Source organism: Streptomyces sp. NPDC093598, from assembly GCF_044764825.1.
Lineage (GTDB): Bacteria > Actinomycetota > Actinomycetes > Streptomycetales > Streptomycetaceae > Streptomyces.
In genome coordinates, this window is record NZ_JBIWIV010000007.1 from 151937 (window position 1) to 170595 (window position 18659).

Below are 18659 nucleotides of genomic sequence, written 5' to 3' on the forward strand. Positions count from 1 at the left end.
AAGTCCGCCCGGAAACCTGGTCGGTGCGCCGCGATCCACCTCACGTCCCGGTTACAAATCGCTCAACCTCTGGTTGCGGACCGGTAAGCAGGCGACGATGGGGGCATGACTCTGGCCCAGCGCGCCCTGGAGCGCCTGCAGGCCTGGCCCGACCTGATGGTGGGCCCGGCGAGTTGCGGCACCGGAAGGGCGCTCCGTTCCGTCCGTGACGAGATCGTCCACTTCCACTCCTCGCGGGACGTGGACCTCCACCTCACCCACCGGGCCATCCAGCGCTTCCACTACGACCTCGCCGGTTCGAGCGCGATCCACCTGCTGCCCGGATCGTGCTGGGTGACGGTCCACCTCGACTGCGAGGCGGACATCGACCTGTTGCTGAGCCTGGTGAGCATCGCGCTGAAGGCCCACCAGAACCCGCCCGCCGACGACGTGCCCCGGCTCGCCGGGTGCAACTTCCACCGGGTCACGGTGCTGCCGCGTGACGCCGTCGCGGGCGGCTGAGCCTTGGCGGACGCACCGGAGGCGGTCAACGCCGAGGCCTGGGACGCGTACGGAGCACATCATCTGCGACGGGGCACGGTGCTGCCCGAAGCAGCACGGATCGACTGGGGGTTCGAGGGCGGCGGCCCGGGGAGCGAGGTGCTCGGGGAGCTGACGGGCCGCCGGGTGCTGGACCTCGGGTGCGGTCCGGCCCGGCACGCCGCCCATCTGGTCCGGGCCCACGGCGCGCTGGTGGACGCGGTCGACGCCTCGGCCGGGCAGTACCAGAGGGCCGTCGCCCGCTACGGCTCGCTGCCCGGGCTGCGGCTGGTCCTGGGCGATGCGGTGGAGCATCTGCGCGGTGCGGAGCCGTACGACGTCGTCTACTCCGTCAACGCCGTCCCGTACATCGATCCGCACCGGCTGCTGCCCGCCCTCGCCAGGGCGCTGAGGCCGGGCGGCAGGCTCTGTTTCACGGTGCTGCACACCAACAGTCGTGGTGACGGACCGTCGGACCGGGTCGTGGCCCGGCCGGAGGTTCTGCGGTTGGCGGGCGGTGGCGAGGTCACCGTCCACATGTGGGTGCTCACACCGGAGCTCTGGACGGCGCTGCTCACCGAGTACGGGCTGCGCGTGGAGGGGGTCGACGTCCTCGACACGCCGCAGGGCGACAACAAGGCCTCCTACCGGCTCTTCCGGGTGACACGTCCCGTCCGGGTCTCCTCCCGGCCGCGCGTCGACAAGCCGCCGCCGGCGCACGCCGCGCTCGGGGTGGGCGCCCTCCTGTACGGGCCGCGCGGGCTGCTTCTGGGCCGGCACCGGCGTGGGACGTGGGAGCTGCCCGGCGGGACGGTGGAGCCCGGGGAGTCGCTGCAGGAGACGGTCGTGCGCGAGCTCGGCGAGGAGACGGGGCTCGCGGCCCGGCCCGAGGACGTCCGGCTGCTCGGGACGCTCCTGGACGACGCGGGCGGTGTGGTCCGCATGACCGTGGCCGCCCGGGTCATCGCCTGGCGGGGTGAGCCGTCGGACCAGCCCGGGGAGAGCGTGGGCCGCTGGCGCTGGTTCGGCCTGGACCGGCTGCCGGAGCAGCTGTTCGTGTGCAGCGCGCAGGCCCTCACCGCGTGGCGGCCCGGTCTGCCGATCGACCACGCGCCCGCGCACTTCACGCCGTACGACACCGGAACGGGCGACCGCTGAAGCACCCAGAGGGGTGCGTTTTTCAGCCGTTCCCGCGTGGTCGGCGCTCAGCCACCCTGCCGGGCCCCGCGGTCTGGTGCACTGCCTCCGAGGGTCCGGACCATTGACGAGGCATCAGGGGGCACGGTGACAGGTCGTCACAGGCGTAGGAGAGCAGGCAGATCGGTACTGGCGTTTCTCACGGCGTTCGGCGCGCTGACCGGTGCGGCCCTGGTGGGGGCGGCGCCGGCCGGCGCCGTCCAGAAGGGCGGACGGGTCGCGCCGGGCGTGACGTACGAGGAGTTCGACATCGAAGCGGCCAAGGGGGTGACGCACGCACATGTGCTGAAGGTCGACCTGGACAACCCGCGGGTCCGCGTCGATCTGCTGTACCCGGGGGCGGTGGCCTCGCGCGCGCGGGTCTCGGCGATGGCGCACACCCAAGGGGCGGTCGCCGGTGTCAACGGCGACTTCTTCAACATCACCGAGACGCAGCACCCGGGCGTGGAGGCGACCGGCGCGAGTGTGGGTCCGGCGATCGCCGCCGGGCGGACGCTCAAGGGTGCCGTGCCGGACGGTCAGCGTTTCGGGCCGGAGCTGCCGCCCGGCACCAGCACCCAGGACGTGTTCGGCGTGGACAGCGACGGGCGGGCCCGGCTGGACCGGCTGGCGCTCGCCGGTTCGGTCCGTACGGCCGAGGCGCGGCTGCCTCTCGGGGGACTCAACCAGTACGCGCTGCCGGTGGGTTCCGTCGGCGCGTTCACCTCCGAATGGGGCAGCGTCTCCCGGGTCCGCGCGACGTGCGGCACGGACACGGACCGCGCCGCTCCGTGCAGCACGGACACCCACGAGGTGACGGTCCGCGACGGCAGGGTCGTCTCGGCCGCCGACACCCCCGGCAGCGGACCCATCGCGGAGGGGACCACCGTGCTGGTGGGCCGGGAGGCGGGCGCCCAGCAGCTGCGGAAGTTCTCCACCGGTGAATCGGTCGAGGTCGAGCACAGCCTCGTGGCGGCCACGGACGGCCTCCCGTACCGGCTCGCCCTCGGCGGCTACCCGGTGCTCACGGGCGGGCAGCCGCTGCCGGGGCTCGACGACACGACGTCGGCCGTCCGTACGGCGGTGGGGATCTCCGACGGCGGGCGGCGTGTGCTGCTGCTCGCACTGGACGGCGCCGCCGCCTACCGCAGCGGTCTGACGATCGCCGAAGTCGCCGACACCATGCGGAAGCTGGGTTCGCAGGACGCCTTCAGCCTGGACGGCGGCGGGTCGTCGACCCTGGTCGCACGGAAGCCGGGCGCGAGCCAGGTCTCCGTGCGCAACCACCCCAGCGGCGGCTCCGAACGCCCCGTCCCGAACGGCATCGGCGTGTTCTCGGGGTGACCTCAGGGACGCAGACCACTGACGATGTCCGCCGTCGCCGTGAGGCCACTGTGGATGGTGGGAGCGATGCTGGTGCTGGCCAGGTAGAAGCCGAGCAGCAGGCAGACCAGCGCGTGGGAGACCTTCAGCCCGCCGTTGCGCAGGAAGATCACCGCCAGGATCACGAGCAGCAGCACCACAGAGATGGAAATGGCCATCGTCAACTCCTCCGCCACGCCGCCATGTCCGGTTCACGGCGTTCGGCCGCAAGTGTGGCGTAGCGAAGGGTTCGTCCGGGCGGCTGACCTGTCCGCCGAACGTGTGGTTCTCCTGCTGCCCTAGAGGGCCCGCCGGGCGTCGAGGAACGCCTCCAGCCCGGCGAGGTCGTCGGTGTTGAGGTGGTCGACGCCGGCGGCGAGCAGTTCGCCCCACAGCGCGTCGCGGGCGGGTCCCGCCAGGTCCGGGGTCGCCCAGAACCGCACCTTCTGCCCGCGCTGGTGGGCGGTCCTCGTGATGTCCCGCAGCTTCTCCCGCTCGCCGTCCGGGAACGGGCCCACGCCCTGCCAGGTGAAGTTGAGTGTCCAGTTGTCGCTGATCAGCGGGATGAAGGAGGCCGGCGCCCGGCCGCCGAGGTCGGCGAGGCGGCCGTCGTAGAAGGCGCGCCGGACGGTCTGGGCCTCCATGGGCGCGCGGGCCGCGCGGTCGCCGGAGATCACGGCGGTGACCGGGCCGCGGTGGACGCGGCCGTGGGCGTACGTGGTGAACAGGTGCCGGTGGCGCCGGAGGTGGCGGTCGAGTTCGAGGTACGTCGACGAGCCCTCGGTCTTGATGTCGATGAGCAGGTGCAGCGAGCCGCGGTACCCCCGGTACACCGAGCCGTGGTTGGCCCGGACGCGGGCGGCGAGCGGGTCGAGGTAGAGGGACTCGAGGGTGCGGGAGGGGTCGAGGTCCTCGGGGTCGTGTGCGACGAGGAGCCGGTCGCCGACGAGGTGGATGTCGGCCTCGACGCTGCCGAAGCGGTGGTCGAGGGCGTCGAACAGGGGTCGCGGGTGCTCGTAGTCGTTGTGGGCGTGGGCGCGCCACAACGGGCGGGGCCGGTGCGTGCGTTCGCCGGCCGGTGCGGGGGCGGCGGGGAGGGCGATCGAGCCCGCGAGGACCGCGCCGAGGGTGGTGAGGGCACTGCGACGGGTTGTGAGGGCCATGCTCTGCCTCCCTGGAGGTGCCGTACGGGAACCCTGCGAGTATGGGGTCCCGGTCGGCTCAAGGAGCAGGCCTGCGCACGGAGTTGGCCGGACTGCCGCCACGCGTTCACTTCGCCGGACCGGGGCGCACGAAAAGGCCCGCCCCTGGTGGGGCGGGCTTTCCGGGCTTGCCCGGGCCTTTCCGGGTGCGTTCCCCGGCGTCGGCCGGATGTACGTCGTCGTACGTCAGGGGGCTTGGAGGTCGACCAGTCCGGCCAGGGCCTCCCGGTGGGCGCCCGCGGTGCCGTAGGCGATCGAGTCGGCCTTCGCCCGCTTGAGGTACAGGTGCACCGGGTGCTCCCACGTCATGCCGATGCCGGCGTGCAGTTGCAGAGCCTCCTCGGCGGCGTGCACGGCCACGGGTGCCGCGTAGGCCTGGGCGACGGTGACGGCCACGTCGACGTCCTCGCCGGTGGCCAGGGCGTCGGCCGCGTTGCGGGCGGCCGCGCGGGCGTTGACGACCTCCAGCCACAGCTGGGCCAGCCGGTGCTTGAGCGACTGGAAGCCGCCGACGGGCCGGTTGAACTGTGTGCGTTCCTTGAGGTAGCGCACGGTCTCCGTCAGCGTCCACTCGGCCAGCCCGAACTGCTCGGAGGCGAGCAGCCCGGCCCCGGCGCGCAGGGCACGGCGCACTGCGGGCTCGGCGTCGCCCAGCAGCCGGCCCGGCGCTCCGTCGAGGGTGACGGTGGCCAGCGGCCGGGTCAGGTCCAGGGAGGTCCGGGGCGTGAGGGTCGCGGCCGAGGCGTCGACCGCGTACAGACCACCGTCGTCGGCGGGCACGAGCAGGACGTCCGCCACGGCCGCGTCGGCGATGCCGGTCAGTTCCCCGTGCAGGGCGCCGTCGTCGTGCCGGACGGTCTTGTAGGCGGCGCCCGGTGCGACGTGGAGGGCGACCGCGAGCGCGCCGATCCTCGTCCCGGTCGCGAGGTCGCGGAGCAGGTCGTCGGTGCCGCAGGCCAGCAGAGCCTCGGTGGCGACGACCGCGCTCGTCAGATACGGCACGGGCGCGACCGCGCGTCCGAGCTCCTCCAGCACCACGGCGGCTTCGCGGTGCGTGGCGCCCTGGCCGTCGAGTTCCTCGGGCACCAGCAGGCCGGCGAGGCCCATGCCGTCGGTCAGGGCCTTCCACAGGGCCCGGTGGTGCGGGGCGTCCGACTCGGTGCGGGCGATGACGCCGGGCGCGTCGCAGTGGTCGGTGAGCAGGTCGCGGACGGCGGCGCGCAGCGCCTCTTCCTCTTCCGAGTACAACAGGTCGCGCTCGTTCTTCACCGGGCCAGGTCCTTCCAGGCGACGTCCTTGTCGGTGCGCGGCTCGGCGGGCAGGCCCAGAACGCGCTCGGCGACGATGTTCAGCAGGACCTCGCTGGTCCCGCCCTCGATGCTGTTGCCCTTGGAGCGCAGGTAGCGGTAGCCGGCGTCGCGGCCGGTGAAGTCGACCAGCTCCGGGCGCCGCATGGTCCAGTCGTCGTACAGCAGGCCCTCCTCACCGAGGAGTTCCACCTCCAGGCCGCTGATCTCCTGGTTGAGGCGCGCGAAGGCCAGCTTCATGCCGGCGCCTTCCGGGCCGGGCTGGCCCACGACGAGCTGCTGGCGGAGCCGCTCCGCGGTGAGGCGGGAGACCTCGGACTCCACCCAGAGCTTCAGCAGCCGCTGGTGCAGATCGTGCGTGCGCAGCTCGGGCCGCTCGCGCCAGGTCTTGGAGATCGGGCCGATCATGCCGCCCTCGCGGGGCAGTCGCATACCGCCGATGGCCACGCGCTCGTTGTTCAGCGTGGTCTGGGCGACCTTCCAGCCGTCGCCGACCGCGCCGAGGCGCCGCCCGTCGGGGATGCGGACGTCGGTGAGGAACACCTCGTTGAACTCGGCCTCGCCGGTGATCTGCCGCAGCGGCCGCACCTCGACGCCCGGGTCGCTCATGTCGCAGACGAAGTACGTGATGCCCCGGTGCTTGGGCACGTCCGGGTCGGTGCGGGCGATGAGGATCGCCCAGCGGGCCACGTGGGCGCTGGACGTCCAGACCTTCTGCCCGTTGACGACCCAGTCCTCGCCCTCGCGCACGGCCCTGGTGCCCAGCGCGGCGAGGTCGGATCCGGCACCGGGCTCGCTGAAGAGCTGGCACCACACCTCCTCACCGGTCCACAGCGGCCTCAGGAAGCGCCGCTTCTGCTCCTCGGTGCCGAACTGCAGGATCGTCGGCGCGGCCATGCCGAGGCCGATGCCGATGCGCCGCGGGTCGTTGTCGGGCGCCCCGGCGGCCTCCAACTCGGCGTCCACGGCGGCTTGGAGGGAGCGGGGCGCACCGAGGCCACCGAGGCCCTCCGGGTAGTGCACCCAGGCCAGTCCGGCGTCGAAGCGGGCCCGGAGGAAGTCCAGCCGGTCGGTGGAGGCCGGCGGGTGGGCGGCCAGCAACTCGCGGGTGCGGCGGCGCAGTTCCTCGGTGTCGGTCATGCTGTCTCCTCCATGACGACCGCGACCCGGCCGGTGGTCAGACCGTCCGCCACCTTCTGCACGGCGGCGGCCGCCGAGCCGAGCGGCACGCGCTCGCTGACCAGCGGCTTGATCGCACCCCGGGCGGCCAGCTCGGTGAGCTGCTCGTGGCAGTGCTGGACCAGCTCGGGGTTCTTGGTGTTGTACAGGCCCCAGTGCAGGCCGAGGATCGAGTAGTTCTTCACCAGGGCGTGGTTCAGGCCCGGGCTGGGGATCGTGCCGCTGGCGAAGCCGACGACGACGATCCGCCCCTCGAAGGCGACGGCCTTGGCGGACTGGGTGTAGGCCTCGCCGCCGACCGGGTCGTAGATCACGTCGGCGCCCCGGCCGCCGGTGGCCTCCTTGACGGCGGCGACGACGTCCTCGGAACGCCGGTCGATCACGACGTCGCAGCCCAGCTCGCGGGCGACGGCCGCCTTCCCGGAGCCGCCGACGACACCGATGACGGTGGCGCCGGCGGCCTTCCCGAGCTGCACGGCCGCGCTGCCGACCCCTCCTGCGGCAGCGTGGACGAGCAGGGTCTCGCCGGCCTCCAGACCGGCCCGGCGGTGCAGACCGAACCAGCCGGTCTGGTAGCCGATGTGCAGGGCGGCGGCCTCGGCGTCGTCGAGGGCGTCCGGCGCGGGCAGCAGGGCGGCGGCGTCCACGACGGCGTACTCGGCGAAGCCGCCGTGGGGCAGCGCCGGGTTGGCGATGACGCGGCGGCCGTCCTCGGTCTCGCCGCAGATCTCCACGCCCGGGGTGAACGGCAGCGGCGGCCTGACCTGGTACTGGCCGCGGCACAGCAGGGCGTCCGGGAAGTTGATGCTGGCCGCCCGTACCTTCAGCAGGACCTGGCCGTCGCCGGGCGTGGGCGGCTCCACGTCCTCGAGCCGCATCACCTCGCCCGGCTCGCCGTTCTCGTGCACTTGCCATGCCTGCATGCGGGGCCTCCACGGGGGACTGCTTCGTCTGACCGGGGTCGGTTCGCATACTAAGCGGTCGCTTGCCCATCAGGGAACAGTCTTCGGGCAATCTCCCGCGCGGAGGCCTCCCGTACGTCAGGCGCCCTTCGGCCGCGCCCGCACATGCATCCGCTCACCCTGCGGCCCGAACAGACTGAGGAACTCCACGGGCCCCTCCCCCGTCGACCCGAACCAGTGCGACACCCGGGTGTCGAACTCGGCGGCCTCCCCCGCCGTGAGCACCACGTCGTGCTCGCCGAGTACCAGACGCAGCCTCCCGGACAGCACGTACAGCCACTCGTAGCCCTCGTGCGTCCGTGGGTCCGGCTCCTGTCGGCGCCGGGGTTCCAGGACCTTGTAGGCCTGGAGGCCGCCGGGCTGGCGGGTGAGCGGCCAGTGGGTGCGGCCGCCCATCACGATCGGCTTCGAGCGCACGCGCGGATCACCGGCCGGCGGGGCGCCGACCAGCTCGTCCAGCGCCACCTGATGAGCGCGCGCGATCGGCAGCAGCAGTTCCAGACTGGGTTTACGCAGGCCCGACTCCAGCCGCGAAAGGGTGCTGACGGAGATGCCGGTGGTCTCGGAGAGCGCCGCCAGGGTCACCTCCCGGTCCTTCCGCATCTGCCGCAGCCGGGGGCCCACGCCCGCGAGTACCTCGTCCGTCGTCATGGTCGTATTGCAGGTTCGGCAAAGTGGTTTGTCAATCCCGCAGTGCCGGGGCGACGCTCGGCAGCGGAGGTGGTCACATGACCGACACATACGCAGTGGTCGTCGTCGGCGGGGGCGCGGCGGGTCTGTCCGCCGCGCTGGTGCTGGGGCGGGCCCGGCAGCGCACGCTGGTGGTCGACGCGGGCGAGCCGCGCAACGCGCCCGCCGCGCACATGCAGGGCTATCTGTCCCGGGACGGCATGCCGCCCGCCGAGTTCCTGGCCGTCGGCCGGGAGGAGATCGCGCGCTACGGCGTGGAGCTGGTGCGGGACCGGGTGGTGGAGGTCGAGAGGGGCGAGGACTTCACCGTGGCGCTGGCCGGTGGCCGGAGCGTGCGGGCCCGGCGCCTGGTCGTCGCCACCGGGCTGAGGGACGAGCTGCCCGAGGTCGCCGGGATCGCCGAGCGGTTCGGCCGGGACGTGCTGCACTGCCCGTTCTGCCACGGCTGGGAGGTGCGCGACCAGCCGTTCGGGGTGCTGGCGACGAGTCCGGCGAGTGTGCACCAGGCGCTGATGGTGTCCCAGTGGTCGAAGGACGTGCGGTTCTTCCTGCACACGGTCGCCGAGGAGGAACTGTCCGACGAGGATCTGCGCCGGCTCGCCGCGGCCGGGGTGGACGTGGTGCCGGGGGAGGTCGCGGAGCTGGTGGTCGAGGACGACCGGCTCACCGGCGTCCGGCTCGCCGGGGGGCCCTCCGGGGGAGGTACGACGCACGCCCGCTCGGTGCTGTTCGTCGCCCCGCGGGCCGTTCCGCAGACCGGCCTGCTGGAGCGGCTCGGCGCCGAGCTGCGCGAGACGCCGTTCGGCGCGTATCCGGTGGTCGACGCGACCGGTCTGACGAGCGTGCCGGGCGTGTGGGCCGCGGGCAACGCGATCGGCTTCGCCGAGCAGGTCGTGCACGCGGCGAGCGGCGGATACCGGGCGGCGTCCGCGATCGTCGGGGACCTGCTGATGTCCGACCTCGACGCGGCCGTCCGGAATCAGAGCTCACCTTGACGCCGTAGGCACTCCGGCACCCGCCGTGCCGGAGTGACGATTGCGACCGGGGTCAGGAGAGGCGCAGATCGATCCAGGGAACCGTCTCTCCCGGAAGCAGGTACCGCTCGGTCTCGACGAACCCGTGTGTGAGAGCGAACCGCAGCCCGTCCTCATTGGAGGACAGGACCACCGTTTCGATCACCTCGGCGCCCCACTTCCGTGCCCGGCCGACCCCGCGCGCATACAGCTCCTCGCCGAATCCCTGCCCTCGGTGAGGAGCAAGCACGCGTGCGATCACCGTTGCCGTGGAGGTGGCGTCCGCCGGGGGACGCACGGTGCTGCAGCCCACGAGTACGTCTCCGAGGTACGCGACTTCCAGGTGATGGCGCTCTGCGCGGTCGCGCACGTCGTCCATCGACAGGAGGTGCGTGGGAATGATCGTGTTGTGGACGTACTGCCAGTCCCTGAGCGCGCCGTCGTCGTCGGGCTGCAGGATGCGAAGATCGGACATCGCAGTAGAAGATCCGAGTGTGCTGCGCATGTCAACATCATCGTGCCGCGCCACCGAAGCGCCGTGGTCGCCGACAGTCCGGGTGTAGAGGCGGCTCCTCCGGTGCACCATGGCTGCATGCTGCTGCACCGGCTGGCCCGAGTGTCCCAGGAGGTCGCCGCCACCTCGGCGCGGTCCCGTAAGACGGCTCTGCTCGCGGAGCTCTTCCGGGACGCCGAGGCCGAGGACGTGCCGATCGTCATCCCGTACCTGGCCGGACGGCTGCCGCAGGGCCGGATCGGCGTCGGGTGGAAGGTGCTGAGCCGCCCGGTCGACCCGGCGGCCGAGCCGGGCCTGACCGTGCGGGAGGTGGACGCCCGGCTGGCGGAGCTCGCCAAGGTGTCCGGCCCCGGCTCCCAGGCGGAACGGACCCGCCTGGTGGGGGAGTTGATGGGCGCGGCCACCGAGGACGAGCAGCGGTTCCTGCTCGGGCTGCTCACCGGCGAGGTCCGGCAGGGCGCACTGGACGCGGTGGCCGTCGAGGGCCTCGCCCAGGCGACCGGGGCGCCCTCCGCCGACGTACGGCGGGCCGTGATGCTCGCGGGCTCCCTCCAGGCCGTGGCCGAGGCGCTGCTCGCGGACGGCCCCGCCTCCCTCGACCGCTTCCGCCTCACCGTCGGCCGCCCGGTGCTGCCGATGCTGGCGCACAGCGCCTCCTCGGTCGCCGAGGCCGTGGACAAGCTCGGCGCCTGCGCGGTGGAGGAGAAGCTGGACGGCATCCGCGTCCAGGTGCACCGCGACGGCGACACCGTACGGCTCTACACCCGCACCCTCGACGACATCACCGACCGCCTGCCCGAAGTGACGGCCGCGGCACTGGAGTTGCGGGGCGAGCGGTTCATCCTGGACGGCGAGGTGATCTCCTTCGACGAGGGTGGGCGCCCCCGCTCGTTCCAGGAGACCGCCGGCCGCGTCGGCTCCCGCACGGACGTGGCGACGGCCGCCCGCGCGGTGCCGGTCTCCCCCGTCTTCTTCGACGCGCTGTCCGTCGACGGCCACGACCTGCTCGATCTGCCCTTCGCCGAGCGGCACGCCGAGCTGTCCCGCCTGGTGCCCGAGCCGATGCGGGTGCGGCGCACGCTGGTGTCCGGCCCCGACGACACGCCCACGGCGGAGGAGTTCCTCGCCGAGACCCTGAAGCGCGGCCACGAGGGCGTCGTCGCCAAGGCGCTCGACGCCCCCTACAGCGCGGGGCGGCGCGGCGCCTCCTGGCTGAAGGTCAAGCCCGTCCACACCCTCGACCTGGTCGTCCTGGCCGCCGAGTGGGGCCACGGCCGCCGCACCGGCAAGCTCTCCAACCTCCACCTCGGCGCCCGCACCGCCGACGGCGGCCTCGCCATGCTCGGCAAGACGTTCAAAGGCATGACCGACGCGATGCTCACCTGGCAGACCGAACGGCTCCAGCAGCTCGCCGTCGACGACAACGGATACGTCGTGTCCGTCCGCCCGGAACTCGTCGTCGAGATCGCCTACGACGGGCTGCAACGCTCCACCCGCTACCCGGCCGGCGTCACACTCCGCTTCGCCCGCGTGATCCGCTACCGCGAGGACAAGCGCCCGGAGGACGCCGACACGGTCGAGACGCTGCTGGCCGCGCACCCGGAGGTGAAGCCGTGAGGCGCAGTGCCGGCCTGCTGCTCTTCCACCCCACGGACCACGGCCTCGAAGTGCTGCTCGGCCACATGGGCGGTCCGTTCTTCGCCCGGCGCGACGCCGGGGCGTGGACCGTGATCAAGGGCGAGTACGAGCCGGACGAGCCCGCTTGGGAGGCCGCCCGCCGGGAGTTCCAGGAGGAACTGGGGCTGCCCCCGCCCGACGGTGCGCCCATCGACCTCGGCGAGGTCCGGCAGACCAACGGCAAGATCGTCAGGGCCTGGGCGGTCGAGGCGGACCTCGACCCGGCGACGATCGCGCCCGGCACCTTCCGGATGGAGTGGCCGCCGAGGTCGGGGAAGCTCCAGGAGTTCCCCGAGCTGGACCGGGTGGCGTGGTTCGGCCTGGACCGGGCCCGCACGGTGATCGTCAAGGCGCAGGCGGCGTTTCTCGACCGCCTGGCGGAGCACTCGCCCTGAGGAGACGCTCCCGCGTTGCGGTCCCCTCCGCCGCGCGGGAAGGTCGAGACACAGCCCGCTCCGAGGGAGGTCAGCCATGCCCATCGCAACGGTGAACCCGGCGAACGGCGAGACGCTCAAGACATACGAGGCCATGGGCGAGGAGGAGATCGAGCGCCGGCTCCAGCTCGCGGAGGCCACGTTCCGCACCTACCGGACGACGACCTTCGACGAGCGCGCCCGGCTGCTGCACCGGGCCGCCGACCTCCTCGAAGAGGACCAGCAGGACATCGCCCGCGTGATGACCACCGAGATGGGCAAACCGATCCAGCAGGCCCGGGCCGAGGCGGCGAAGTGCGCCAAGGCCATGCGCTGGTACGCCGACCGCGCCCCGGAACTGCTCGCCGACGAGGAACCCGCCGACGCCGACGTCAAGGACTCCGGCGCCTCGCGCGCACGGGTCCGCTACCGGCCGCTCGGCCCGGTGCTGGCGGTCATGCCGTGGAACTTCCCGCTGTGGCAGGTGATCCGCTTCGCCGCGCCCGCGCTGATGGCGGGCAACGTGGGCCTGCTCAAGCACGCCTCGAACGTCCCGCAGACCACCCTCTACCTGGAGGACCTCTTCCACCGGGCGGGCTTCACCGAGGGCTGCTTCCAGACCCTGCTGATCGGCTCCGCCGCGGTCGACGAGATCCTGCGCGACGAGCGGGTCAAGGCGGCCACGCTCACCGGCAGCGAGCCGGCGGGCCGCGCGGTCGCCTCCACCGCCGGGGAGATGATCAAGAAGACGGTGCTGGAGCTGGGCGGCAGCGATCCGTTCGTCGTCATGCCCTCCGCCGACCTCGACCGGGCCGCGAAGGTCGCGGTGACCGCGCGGGTGCAGAACACCGGGCAGTCCTGCATCGCCGCGAAGCGGTTCATCGTGCACGCGGACGTCTACGACGCCTTCGCCGAGCGGTTCGCCGAGGGCATGAAGGCGCTGAAGGTCGGCGACCCCCTGTCCGACGACACCGAGGTCGGGCCGCTCTCCAGCGAGCAGGGACTGCGCGACCTGGAGGAACTGGTGGACGACGCGGTGCGCAGTGGAGCGCAGGTGCTGTGCGGTGGCGAACGGCCGGACGGGCCGGGCTGGTACTACACGCCGACGATCCTCGCCGGCATCACCCGCGAGATGCGGATCCACCGGGAGGAGGCGTTCGGGCCGGTCGCGACGCTGTACCGGGCGGCCGACCTGGACGAGGCCGTGCTGATCGCGAACGACTCCCCGTTCGGACTGAGCTCGAACGTCTGGACGCGGGACGAGGAGGAGGTCGACCGCTTTGTACGCGATCTGGAGGCCGGCGGGGTGTTCTTCAACGGCATGACGGCGTCCCACCCGGCGTTCCCGTTCGGCGGTGTGAAGCGGTCCGGGTACGGGCGTGAGCTGTCCGGGCACGGAATCCGGGAGTTCTGCAACATCACCACTGTTTGGCACGGTGCGTGAGTGTTGCGGGGCTACGATCCCGTCTGTGAACCGCGAAGTGACTCTGCCTCTGATCGTCGACGACCGCGGGACCTTGCAGGTGGCCGCGGCGGATGTCAGCAAGCTCTTGCGGACGGTGGGGGGTCGGTGGGTGCGGCTCGTGGAGGGCGGGGAGTCGGGACTGGACGAGGACACCGTTGCCGAGTTGGCCATTGAGCTGGCGAAGCTCGCCGATCGTATTGATGTGGCCTGTATCGCGCACAGCAGTGGGACTGCGACGTAACGCCGGCGAGTGGGGGTGCGTTGTGGCTTGTCGCGCAGTTCCCCGCGCCCCTAGGGGGTGTCCGCAAAGTCCCGCCTGCCCCGCGACGCCCGGCACGCACTCTCGCCGCACCGGGCGAACACCCGAGTACAACCAGTACGCGGGTGCCCGCCCGGCACGCCGAGAGCACGCACCGAACGCCGCGGGGCCCGCCCTCCGGGCGAACGACGCGACTTTGCGGACACCCCCTAGGAGGTCGGCTCCCCCAGCGTCGACCAGAACCTCGCCTCGTAGTTCTGAAGCAGGCGGCCGTACGCGTGGGCTCGTTTCTCGTCGAGGCGGCCGGCGTCCAGCCCCTCCCGCACCGCCGCCGTCGCCAGTCGGTCCAGGTCCGGCGACGGCTCGGCGAAGAAGTCGAAGAAGGCGCAGGCCTCGTCCGTGAAGCCGTACCGTTCGCGCAGCGCGGTGGCGATCGTCGCGCAATAGCCGCCCCAGGCCGAGAAGTTGGCCGTCAGGGCCAGGACCACGTCGGCCGGTGAGGCGTTCAGGGCCAGCCAGGCCACGTACGCGGGGTACGCCTGGCAGCCCGGGAGGGGTTCGTACGAGGCCTCCCGGGCCTCGTCCACGCCGCACGCCCGTGCGAACGCCGTCAGGCGCTCACCCGCCAGCGCCTCACCCTCGGCCAGCATCGTGAAGAAGGCCGCGGCCTTCGGGTCCGTCGCTTCGCTGCGCGCTGCCAGGAATGCGAACGCCCGGCGGTCCGCGGGAATCACCCATGTCTGTTCCAGGGCCAGCGCGGCGAGGGTGGTACGGGGGGCCGTGCCGCGGGCGATCAAAGGGACCAGGGGGTTGGCATGAGGGTCCGGGGCGAGGTTCGCCGTGGTCGTCCGCAGCAGGTCCCGGGCCGGGTGCGTCATCGCGTCCTCCGTCGTCGAGGCATCGGCACGAGCGTGGCACGGCGTCCCCGGTACGGACTAGTCCGGCGCGAAGTCGCCGTACCGGCGGGAGATCGTGGGTGGACCACCCCTTGAGGTGAGCCACCTTCTGACCGGGGGGCGAAGGCCTTCCGGGAGGCGAGAGCGGGGACGGTTCATGGCGACGTTGTGCAGACCCTCGGTGTCCGTTCCAGAACACGTGATCACGATGGAGGAGACGCTGGAGCTGGCGCGTGAGCGCCACGCCGGCCACCCTCGACTGCCGCTGGCCCTCCGGCTGATCGAGAACACCGGTGTGCGCACCCGGCACATCGTGCAGCCCATCGAGGAGACCTTGAAGCATCCCGGGTTCGAGGACCGCAACAAGCTCTACGAGGCCGAGGCCAAGGCGCGGGTGCCCGCGGTCGTCCAGCGGGCGCTGGACGACGCGGAGCTGCTCACCACCGAAGTGGACCTGATCGTCTACGTGTCGTGCACGGGCTTCATGATGCCCTCGCTCACAGCCTGGCTGATCAACGAGATGGGCTTCGGCTCGACCACCCGGCAGCTGCCGATAGCCCAGCTGGGCTGTGCGGGCGGCGGCGCGGCGATCAACCGGGCCCACGACTTCTGCACGGCCTACCCCGAGGCCAACGCGCTGATCGTGGCCTGCGAGTTCTGCTCGCTGTGCTACCAGCCGACCGACATCGGTGTCGGCTCACTGCTGTCGAACGGTCTGTTCGGTGACGGCATCGCCGCCGCCGTGGTCCGCGGCCGGGGCGGCGAGGGCGTCCGGCTGGAGCGCAACGGCTCGTACCTGATCCCCAAGACCGAAGAGTGGATCATGTACGACGTGCGGGCGACCGGCTTCCACTTCCTGCTGGACAAGCGGGTCCCGGCCACGATGGAGCCGCTCGCGCCGGTGCTGAAAGACCTGGCCGGTGACCACGGCTGGGACGCCTCCGACCTGGACTTCTACATCGTCCACGCGGGCGGCCCGCGCATTCTCGACGACCTCAGCACCTTCCTGCGGGTCGACCCGTACGCCTTCCGGTTCAGCCGGGCCACGCTCACCGAGTACGGCAACATCGCCAGCGTCGTCGTCCTGGACGCGCTGCGCCGGCTGTTCGACGAGGGCGGCGCCGGACACCGGGCGCGCGGGCTGCTCGCCGGGTTCGGACCCGGTATCACCGCCGAGATGACCCTGGGCCGCTGGCACAGGGCGGACGAGACGACGTGAGATGAGCGAAGAGACGGTCAGCGCAATCCTGCCCCCGGTCCGGGACCGGCCCGCGCCCGACCTGTCCGGCGGCGAGGACCGGGCCTGGCTGGTCACCCGGCTGCGTCGCAGCGTCGCCGGCGCGTTCACGGTGCGCGGGGTGGAGCGGGTGCGCGAGCGGTCCCGCCACATGCTGACGGAACTGGTCGACGAGGTGCTCCAGGACGGCCCGCCCGCCGACCTGACCGAGGCCGTGCTCAGCCCGTTCCCCACCGCGGTGATCTGCGAGCTGATGGGCATCCCCGCCGCCGACCGGCAGGGCATGCACGCCTGGACCCGGCGGATCCTGTCCCCCTCGCACGGCGCCGAGGCCGGCGAGAAGGCCGGGAAGGAGCTGGGCGCCTACTTCTCCGACCTGATCGGGCTGCGCGGGGGAGGTGGCGGCGAGGACGTCGTCTCCCTGCTCGGCGCCGCTGTGGGCCGCGGGGAGGTCACCCTGGACGAGGCGGTCGGACTCGCGGTCCTCCTCCAGATCGGCTGCGAGGCGGCCGCCGGCGACAGCGGCCGGCTGGTCCACGTCCTGCTGACCCGGCCCGAGCTCGCCGAACGGCTGCGCGCCGAACCGGAGATCCGGCCCCGGGCCGTCGAGGAACTGCTGCGTGGGCTCCCCCACCGCCACGCGGTCGGCCTGTCCCGGATCACCCTGGAGGACGGGGAGATCAGGGGCCCGGCCGCGAACCCCGACCCGAACCCGCACGTCTCCTTCGGCTTCGGGCCGCACTGCTGCCCCGGCGGCATGCTGGCCCGGCTGGAGTCGGAACTGCTGGTCGACGCGCTCCTCGACGGCGTACCGGGCCTGCGGCTCGCCGTTCCCGCCGAGGAGGTGCCCTTCAGGAACGGCACGCCGACCGACGGGCCCGAGGCCCTGCCCGTGACGTGGTGACCCGGCGATGACGGCGACGGAAGGGCTGCTCGTCCCCCCGGGGCACGGCCGGGTGCTGTCGGCCCCCGCCCAGCACGTCACCTTCAAGGTGACCGGCACGCACTCCCGCTCGGCCTCCACCTTCGAGGTGGTCGTGCCCCCGGGCTTCGACGTCGGTGCCCATGTGCACACCCGCAGCGAGGAGTTGTTCTACGTCCTGGAGGGCGAGCTGGACGTCCTCGCCTTCGAGCCGCGTGTCCGTACTCCCGACAACTGGCAGCAGTGGGAGTCACGTTCGGGCAGCCGGGTGGTACGGGCGACACCGGGAACGGTGATCGTCGTACCGCCGGGTTGCCCGCACGCGTTCGCGAACCCGGCGGACGAGCCCGCGAAGGTTTTCTTCCAGGCCAGTCCGCCGCCGGATCACGAGCGGTACTTCGAGGAACTGCTGGAGATCCTCGGCGCCGGGGGCCCGCCGGACCACGCGGCGATCGAGGAGCTACGGGCGCGGTACGACATCGAGCAGCTGACCCCGCTCAGGCACCGTTAGCGGATGGGCACGCCGGCGAGGGTCCGGGCGATGACCAGCCGCTGGATCTCGCTGGTGCCCTCGAAGATGGTGTAGATGGCGGCGTCCCGGTGCATCCGCTCGACGGGGTACTCGCGGGTGTAGCCGTTGCCGCCGAGGATCTGGATCGCCTGGGCGGTGACCTTCTTGGCCGTCTCGCTCGCGAACAGCTTGGACATCGAACCCTCGGCCGCCGTGAACGGCTTGCCGTTGATCGCCATCCAGGACGCGCGCCACACCAGCAGCCGGGCCGCGTCGATGGACGTCCGCATGTCCGCGAGCTGGAAGGCGACACCCTGGTTGTCGATGATCGGACGCCCGAACTGCTCCCGGGTCTTCGCGTAGTCGAGGGCGACCTCGTAGGCGGCCCGGGCGGTGCCGACCGCCATGGCGCCGACCGCCGGGCGTGAGGCCTCGAACGTGGCCATCGCCGCGTTCTTCACGCGCTCACCGCCCTGCTTGGCCTTCTCCCGCGCGCGGGAGAGCCGCTCGTCCAGCTTCTCCTTGCCGCCGAGCAGGCAGGAGCCGGGGACGCGCACGTTGTCGAGGATGACCTCGGCGGTGTGGGAGGCGCGGATGCCGTGCTTCTTGAACTTCTGGCCCTGGGACAGGCCGGGCGTGTTCGGCGGGACGATGAAGGACGCGTGTCCCTTGGAGCCGAGCTCGGGGTCGACGACCGCGACGACGACGTGGACGTTGGCGATGCCGCCGTTGGTCGCCCAGGTCTTGGTGCCGTTGAGCACCCATTCGTCCTTGGCCTCGTCGTACACGGCCCGGGTGCGCATGGAGGCCACGTCGGAACCGGCGTCGGGCTCGGAGGAGCAGAACGCGGCGACCTTGACGTCGTTGGCGTCGCCGTACATCTGGGGGATCCAGGTGCCGATCTGCTCCTCGGTGCCGTTGGCGAGGACGCCGACGGCGGCGAGGCCGGTGCCGACGATGGACAGGGCTATGCCCGCGTCGCCCCAGAACAGCTCCTCCATCGCCATGGGGATGCCGAGGCCCGTCGAGTCGAAGTACTGCTGGGCGTAGAAGTCCAGGGAGTAGATGCCGACCTTGGCGGCCTCCTGGATGACCGGCCAGGGAGTCTCCTCACGCTCGTCCCATTCGGCGGCCGCGGGGCGGATCACATCGGCGGCGAAGCCGTGCAGCCAGTCCCGGACCTCCTTCTGTTCGTCGTTGAGCTCCATGGTGAACTCGGCCATCTCGTCCCCTCCAGCGGTACACATGCATGTTACTTGCGGTAACACCAGTCTGTTACCGACGGGTAGTCGAAGTCAACTCCTACCGACCGGTCGGCACCCGTTCGGTGTCCTGGGCACGCTTCAGTGTTAGTT

20 protein-coding genes are annotated in these 18659 nt (G+C 72.2%); 11 read left to right on the forward strand and 9 right to left on the reverse strand.

All coding sequences use genetic code 11. From position 1 onward, the window contains the following. The first annotated feature begins 105 nt into the window (after positions 1-105). The 3 genes from ACIRDU_RS22260 (at position 106) to ACIRDU_RS22270 (ending at position 3039) form a co-directional block, all read left to right on the forward strand. Positions 106-501 (forward strand): luciferase family protein, encoded by a 396-nt coding sequence (locus ACIRDU_RS22260; RefSeq protein ID WP_403581957.1) that lies wholly within the window; start codon positions 106-108, stop codon positions 499-501. 3 nt (positions 502-504) lie between these two features. Further along, a complete protein-coding gene (locus tag ACIRDU_RS22265; protein WP_403581959.1) occupies positions 505-1677 on the forward strand; it encodes a bifunctional class I SAM-dependent methyltransferase/NUDIX hydrolase in 1173 nt (390 codons plus the stop codon). Positions 1678-1803: 126 nt separating this feature from the next. After that, the gene (locus tag ACIRDU_RS22270) at positions 1804-3039 is read left to right on the forward strand and encodes a phosphodiester glycosidase family protein (RefSeq protein WP_403581961.1); all 1236 of its coding nucleotides are present in this window, start codon (positions 1804-1806) and stop codon (positions 3037-3039) included. 2 nt (positions 3040-3041) lie between these two features. Here the strand turns inward: ACIRDU_RS22270 and ACIRDU_RS22275 are convergent, their stop codons facing one another. From ACIRDU_RS22275 to ACIRDU_RS22300, 6 genes are all read right to left on the reverse strand, one after another. Further along, on the reverse strand, positions 3042-3236 hold the full coding sequence (locus tag ACIRDU_RS22275; protein ID WP_185013539.1) for a hypothetical protein: 195 nt from the start codon (positions 3234-3236) through the stop codon (positions 3042-3044). Between the two features lie 120 nt (positions 3237-3356). After that, on the reverse strand, positions 3357-4220 hold the full coding sequence (locus ACIRDU_RS22280; RefSeq protein WP_403581963.1) for a phosphatidylinositol-specific phospholipase C/glycerophosphodiester phosphodiesterase family protein: 864 nt from the start codon (positions 4218-4220) through the stop codon (positions 3357-3359). Between the two features lie 225 nt (positions 4221-4445). Next, on the reverse strand, positions 4446-5528 hold the full coding sequence (locus ACIRDU_RS22285) for an acyl-CoA dehydrogenase family protein (protein WP_403581965.1): 1083 nt from the start codon (positions 5526-5528) through the stop codon (positions 4446-4448). After that, positions 5525-6706 (reverse strand): acyl-CoA dehydrogenase family protein, encoded by a 1182-nt coding sequence (locus tag ACIRDU_RS22290; RefSeq protein ID WP_403581967.1) that lies wholly within the window; start codon positions 6704-6706, stop codon positions 5525-5527. Before ACIRDU_RS22290 ends, ACIRDU_RS22285 begins: the two co-directional genes overlap by 4 nt. Continuing rightward, positions 6703-7668, reverse strand: a complete 966-nt coding sequence (locus ACIRDU_RS22295; RefSeq protein ID WP_403581968.1) for an NADPH:quinone oxidoreductase family protein — start codon at positions 7666-7668, stop codon at positions 6703-6705. The genes ACIRDU_RS22290 and ACIRDU_RS22295 overlap by 4 nt, the downstream gene beginning before the upstream one ends. Before the next feature lie 117 nt (positions 7669-7785). Next, complete coding sequence (locus ACIRDU_RS22300; protein ID WP_403581970.1) at positions 7786-8358, reverse strand: helix-turn-helix domain-containing protein; 573 nt, start codon at positions 8356-8358, stop codon at positions 7786-7788. 77 nt (positions 8359-8435) lie between these two features. Here ACIRDU_RS22300 and ACIRDU_RS22305 point away from each other — a divergent pair, with 77 nt between their 5' ends. Then, positions 8436-9392, forward strand: coding sequence for an NAD(P)/FAD-dependent oxidoreductase (locus ACIRDU_RS22305; protein ID WP_403581972.1), 957 nt, complete (start codon positions 8436-8438; stop codon positions 9390-9392). A gap of 52 nt (positions 9393-9444) precedes the next feature. On the opposite strand, the gene ACIRDU_RS22310 is transcribed toward ACIRDU_RS22305, so the two are convergent. Beyond that, positions 9445-9885 (reverse strand): GNAT family N-acetyltransferase, encoded by a 441-nt coding sequence (locus ACIRDU_RS22310; RefSeq protein WP_403582223.1) that lies wholly within the window; start codon positions 9883-9885, stop codon positions 9445-9447. A 117-nt stretch (positions 9886-10002) separates the two neighbouring features. On the opposite strand from ACIRDU_RS22310, the gene ACIRDU_RS22315 reads away from it, so the two are divergent. From ACIRDU_RS22315 to ACIRDU_RS22330, 4 genes are all read left to right on the forward strand, one after another. Further along, the gene (locus ACIRDU_RS22315; RefSeq protein ID WP_403581973.1) at positions 10003-11541 is read left to right on the forward strand and encodes an ATP-dependent DNA ligase; all 1539 of its coding nucleotides are present in this window, start codon (positions 10003-10005) and stop codon (positions 11539-11541) included. Beyond that, complete coding sequence (locus tag ACIRDU_RS22320; protein ID WP_403581974.1) at positions 11538-11996, forward strand: NUDIX domain-containing protein; 459 nt, start codon at positions 11538-11540, stop codon at positions 11994-11996. The genes ACIRDU_RS22315 and ACIRDU_RS22320 overlap by 4 nt, the downstream gene beginning before the upstream one ends. 76 nt (positions 11997-12072) lie before the next feature. After that, positions 12073-13458 (forward strand): NADP-dependent succinic semialdehyde dehydrogenase, encoded by a 1386-nt coding sequence (locus tag ACIRDU_RS22325; protein WP_403581975.1) that lies wholly within the window; start codon positions 12073-12075, stop codon positions 13456-13458. A gap of 25 nt (positions 13459-13483) precedes the next feature. After that, positions 13484-13720: a DUF6213 family protein gene (locus tag ACIRDU_RS22330; RefSeq protein WP_033307522.1), complete on the forward strand. Its 237-nt coding sequence runs from the start codon at positions 13484-13486 to the stop codon at positions 13718-13720. Positions 13721-13947: 227 nt separating this feature from the next. Here ACIRDU_RS22330 and ACIRDU_RS22335 read toward each other — a convergent pair whose 3' ends face one another. Beyond that, entirely contained in the window at positions 13948-14616 is a 669-nt protein-coding gene (locus ACIRDU_RS22335) for a transcriptional regulator (RefSeq protein ID WP_403581976.1), read from the reverse strand. 175 nt (positions 14617-14791) lie between these two features. Between ACIRDU_RS22335 and ACIRDU_RS22340 the strand changes: the two genes are divergently transcribed. The 3 genes from ACIRDU_RS22340 to ACIRDU_RS22350 are packed head-to-tail and all read left to right on the forward strand — an operon-like array spanning position 14792 to position 17304. Then, entirely contained in the window at positions 14792-15853 is a 1062-nt protein-coding gene (locus ACIRDU_RS22340; protein ID WP_403581978.1) for a type III polyketide synthase, read from the forward strand. A 1-nt stretch (position 15854) separates the two neighbouring features. Further along, entirely contained in the window at positions 15855-16775 is a 921-nt protein-coding gene (locus ACIRDU_RS22345) for a cytochrome P450 (protein ID WP_403581980.1), read from the forward strand. A 7-nt stretch (positions 16776-16782) separates the two neighbouring features. After that, positions 16783-17304, forward strand: a complete 522-nt coding sequence (locus tag ACIRDU_RS22350; RefSeq protein ID WP_403581981.1) for a cupin domain-containing protein — start codon at positions 16783-16785, stop codon at positions 17302-17304. Here the strand turns inward: ACIRDU_RS22350 and ACIRDU_RS22355 are convergent. Next, positions 17301-18527, reverse strand: a complete 1227-nt coding sequence (locus ACIRDU_RS22355; RefSeq protein WP_403581983.1) for an acyl-CoA dehydrogenase family protein — start codon at positions 18525-18527, stop codon at positions 17301-17303. The two genes, ACIRDU_RS22350 and ACIRDU_RS22355, sit on opposite strands and share 4 nt — an antisense overlap. Positions 18528-18659: the final 132 nt, after the last annotated feature.

What these genes read in the sequence shown, in the direction of transcription:
- ACIRDU_RS22260 (WP_403581957.1), top strand. Translation starts at nt 106, where the DNA reads ATGACTCTGGCCCAGCGCGCCCTGGAGCGCCTGCAGGCCTGGCCCGAC.
- ACIRDU_RS22275 (WP_185013539.1), bottom strand. Translation starts at nt 3,236, where the DNA reads ATGGCCATTTCCATCTCTGTGGTGCTGCTGCTCGTGATCCTGGCGGTG.
- ACIRDU_RS22280 (WP_403581963.1), bottom strand. Translation starts at nt 4,220, where the DNA reads ATGGCCCTCACAACCCGTCGCAGTGCCCTCACCACCCTCGGCGCGGTC.
- ACIRDU_RS22290 (WP_403581967.1), bottom strand. Translation starts at nt 6,706, where the DNA reads ATGACCGACACCGAGGAACTGCGCCGCCGCACCCGCGAGTTGCTGGCC.
- ACIRDU_RS22295 (WP_403581968.1), bottom strand. Translation starts at nt 7,668, where the DNA reads ATGCAGGCATGGCAAGTGCACGAGAACGGCGAGCCGGGCGAGGTGATG.
- ACIRDU_RS22300 (WP_403581970.1), bottom strand. Translation starts at nt 8,358, where the DNA reads ATGACGACGGACGAGGTACTCGCGGGCGTGGGCCCCCGGCTGCGGCAG.
- ACIRDU_RS22305 (WP_403581972.1), top strand. Translation starts at nt 8,436, where the DNA reads ATGACCGACACATACGCAGTGGTCGTCGTCGGCGGGGGCGCGGCGGGT.
- ACIRDU_RS22310 (WP_403582223.1), bottom strand. Translation starts at nt 9,885, where the DNA reads ATGTCCGATCTTCGCATCCTGCAGCCCGACGACGACGGCGCGCTCAGG.
- ACIRDU_RS22315 (WP_403581973.1), top strand. Translation starts at nt 10,003, where the DNA reads ATGCTGCTGCACCGGCTGGCCCGAGTGTCCCAGGAGGTCGCCGCCACC.
- ACIRDU_RS22325 (WP_403581975.1), top strand. Translation starts at nt 12,073, where the DNA reads ATGCCCATCGCAACGGTGAACCCGGCGAACGGCGAGACGCTCAAGACA.
- ACIRDU_RS22335 (WP_403581976.1), bottom strand. Translation starts at nt 14,616, where the DNA reads ATGACGCACCCGGCCCGGGACCTGCTGCGGACGACCACGGCGAACCTC.
- ACIRDU_RS22340 (WP_403581978.1), top strand. Translation starts at nt 14,792, where the DNA reads ATGGCGACGTTGTGCAGACCCTCGGTGTCCGTTCCAGAACACGTGATC.
- ACIRDU_RS22345 (WP_403581980.1), top strand. Translation starts at nt 15,855, where the DNA reads ATGAGCGAAGAGACGGTCAGCGCAATCCTGCCCCCGGTCCGGGACCGG.
- ACIRDU_RS22350 (WP_403581981.1), top strand. Translation starts at nt 16,783, where the DNA reads ATGACGGCGACGGAAGGGCTGCTCGTCCCCCCGGGGCACGGCCGGGTG.
- ACIRDU_RS22355 (WP_403581983.1), bottom strand. Translation starts at nt 18,527, where the DNA reads ATGGCCGAGTTCACCATGGAGCTCAACGACGAACAGAAGGAGGTCCGG.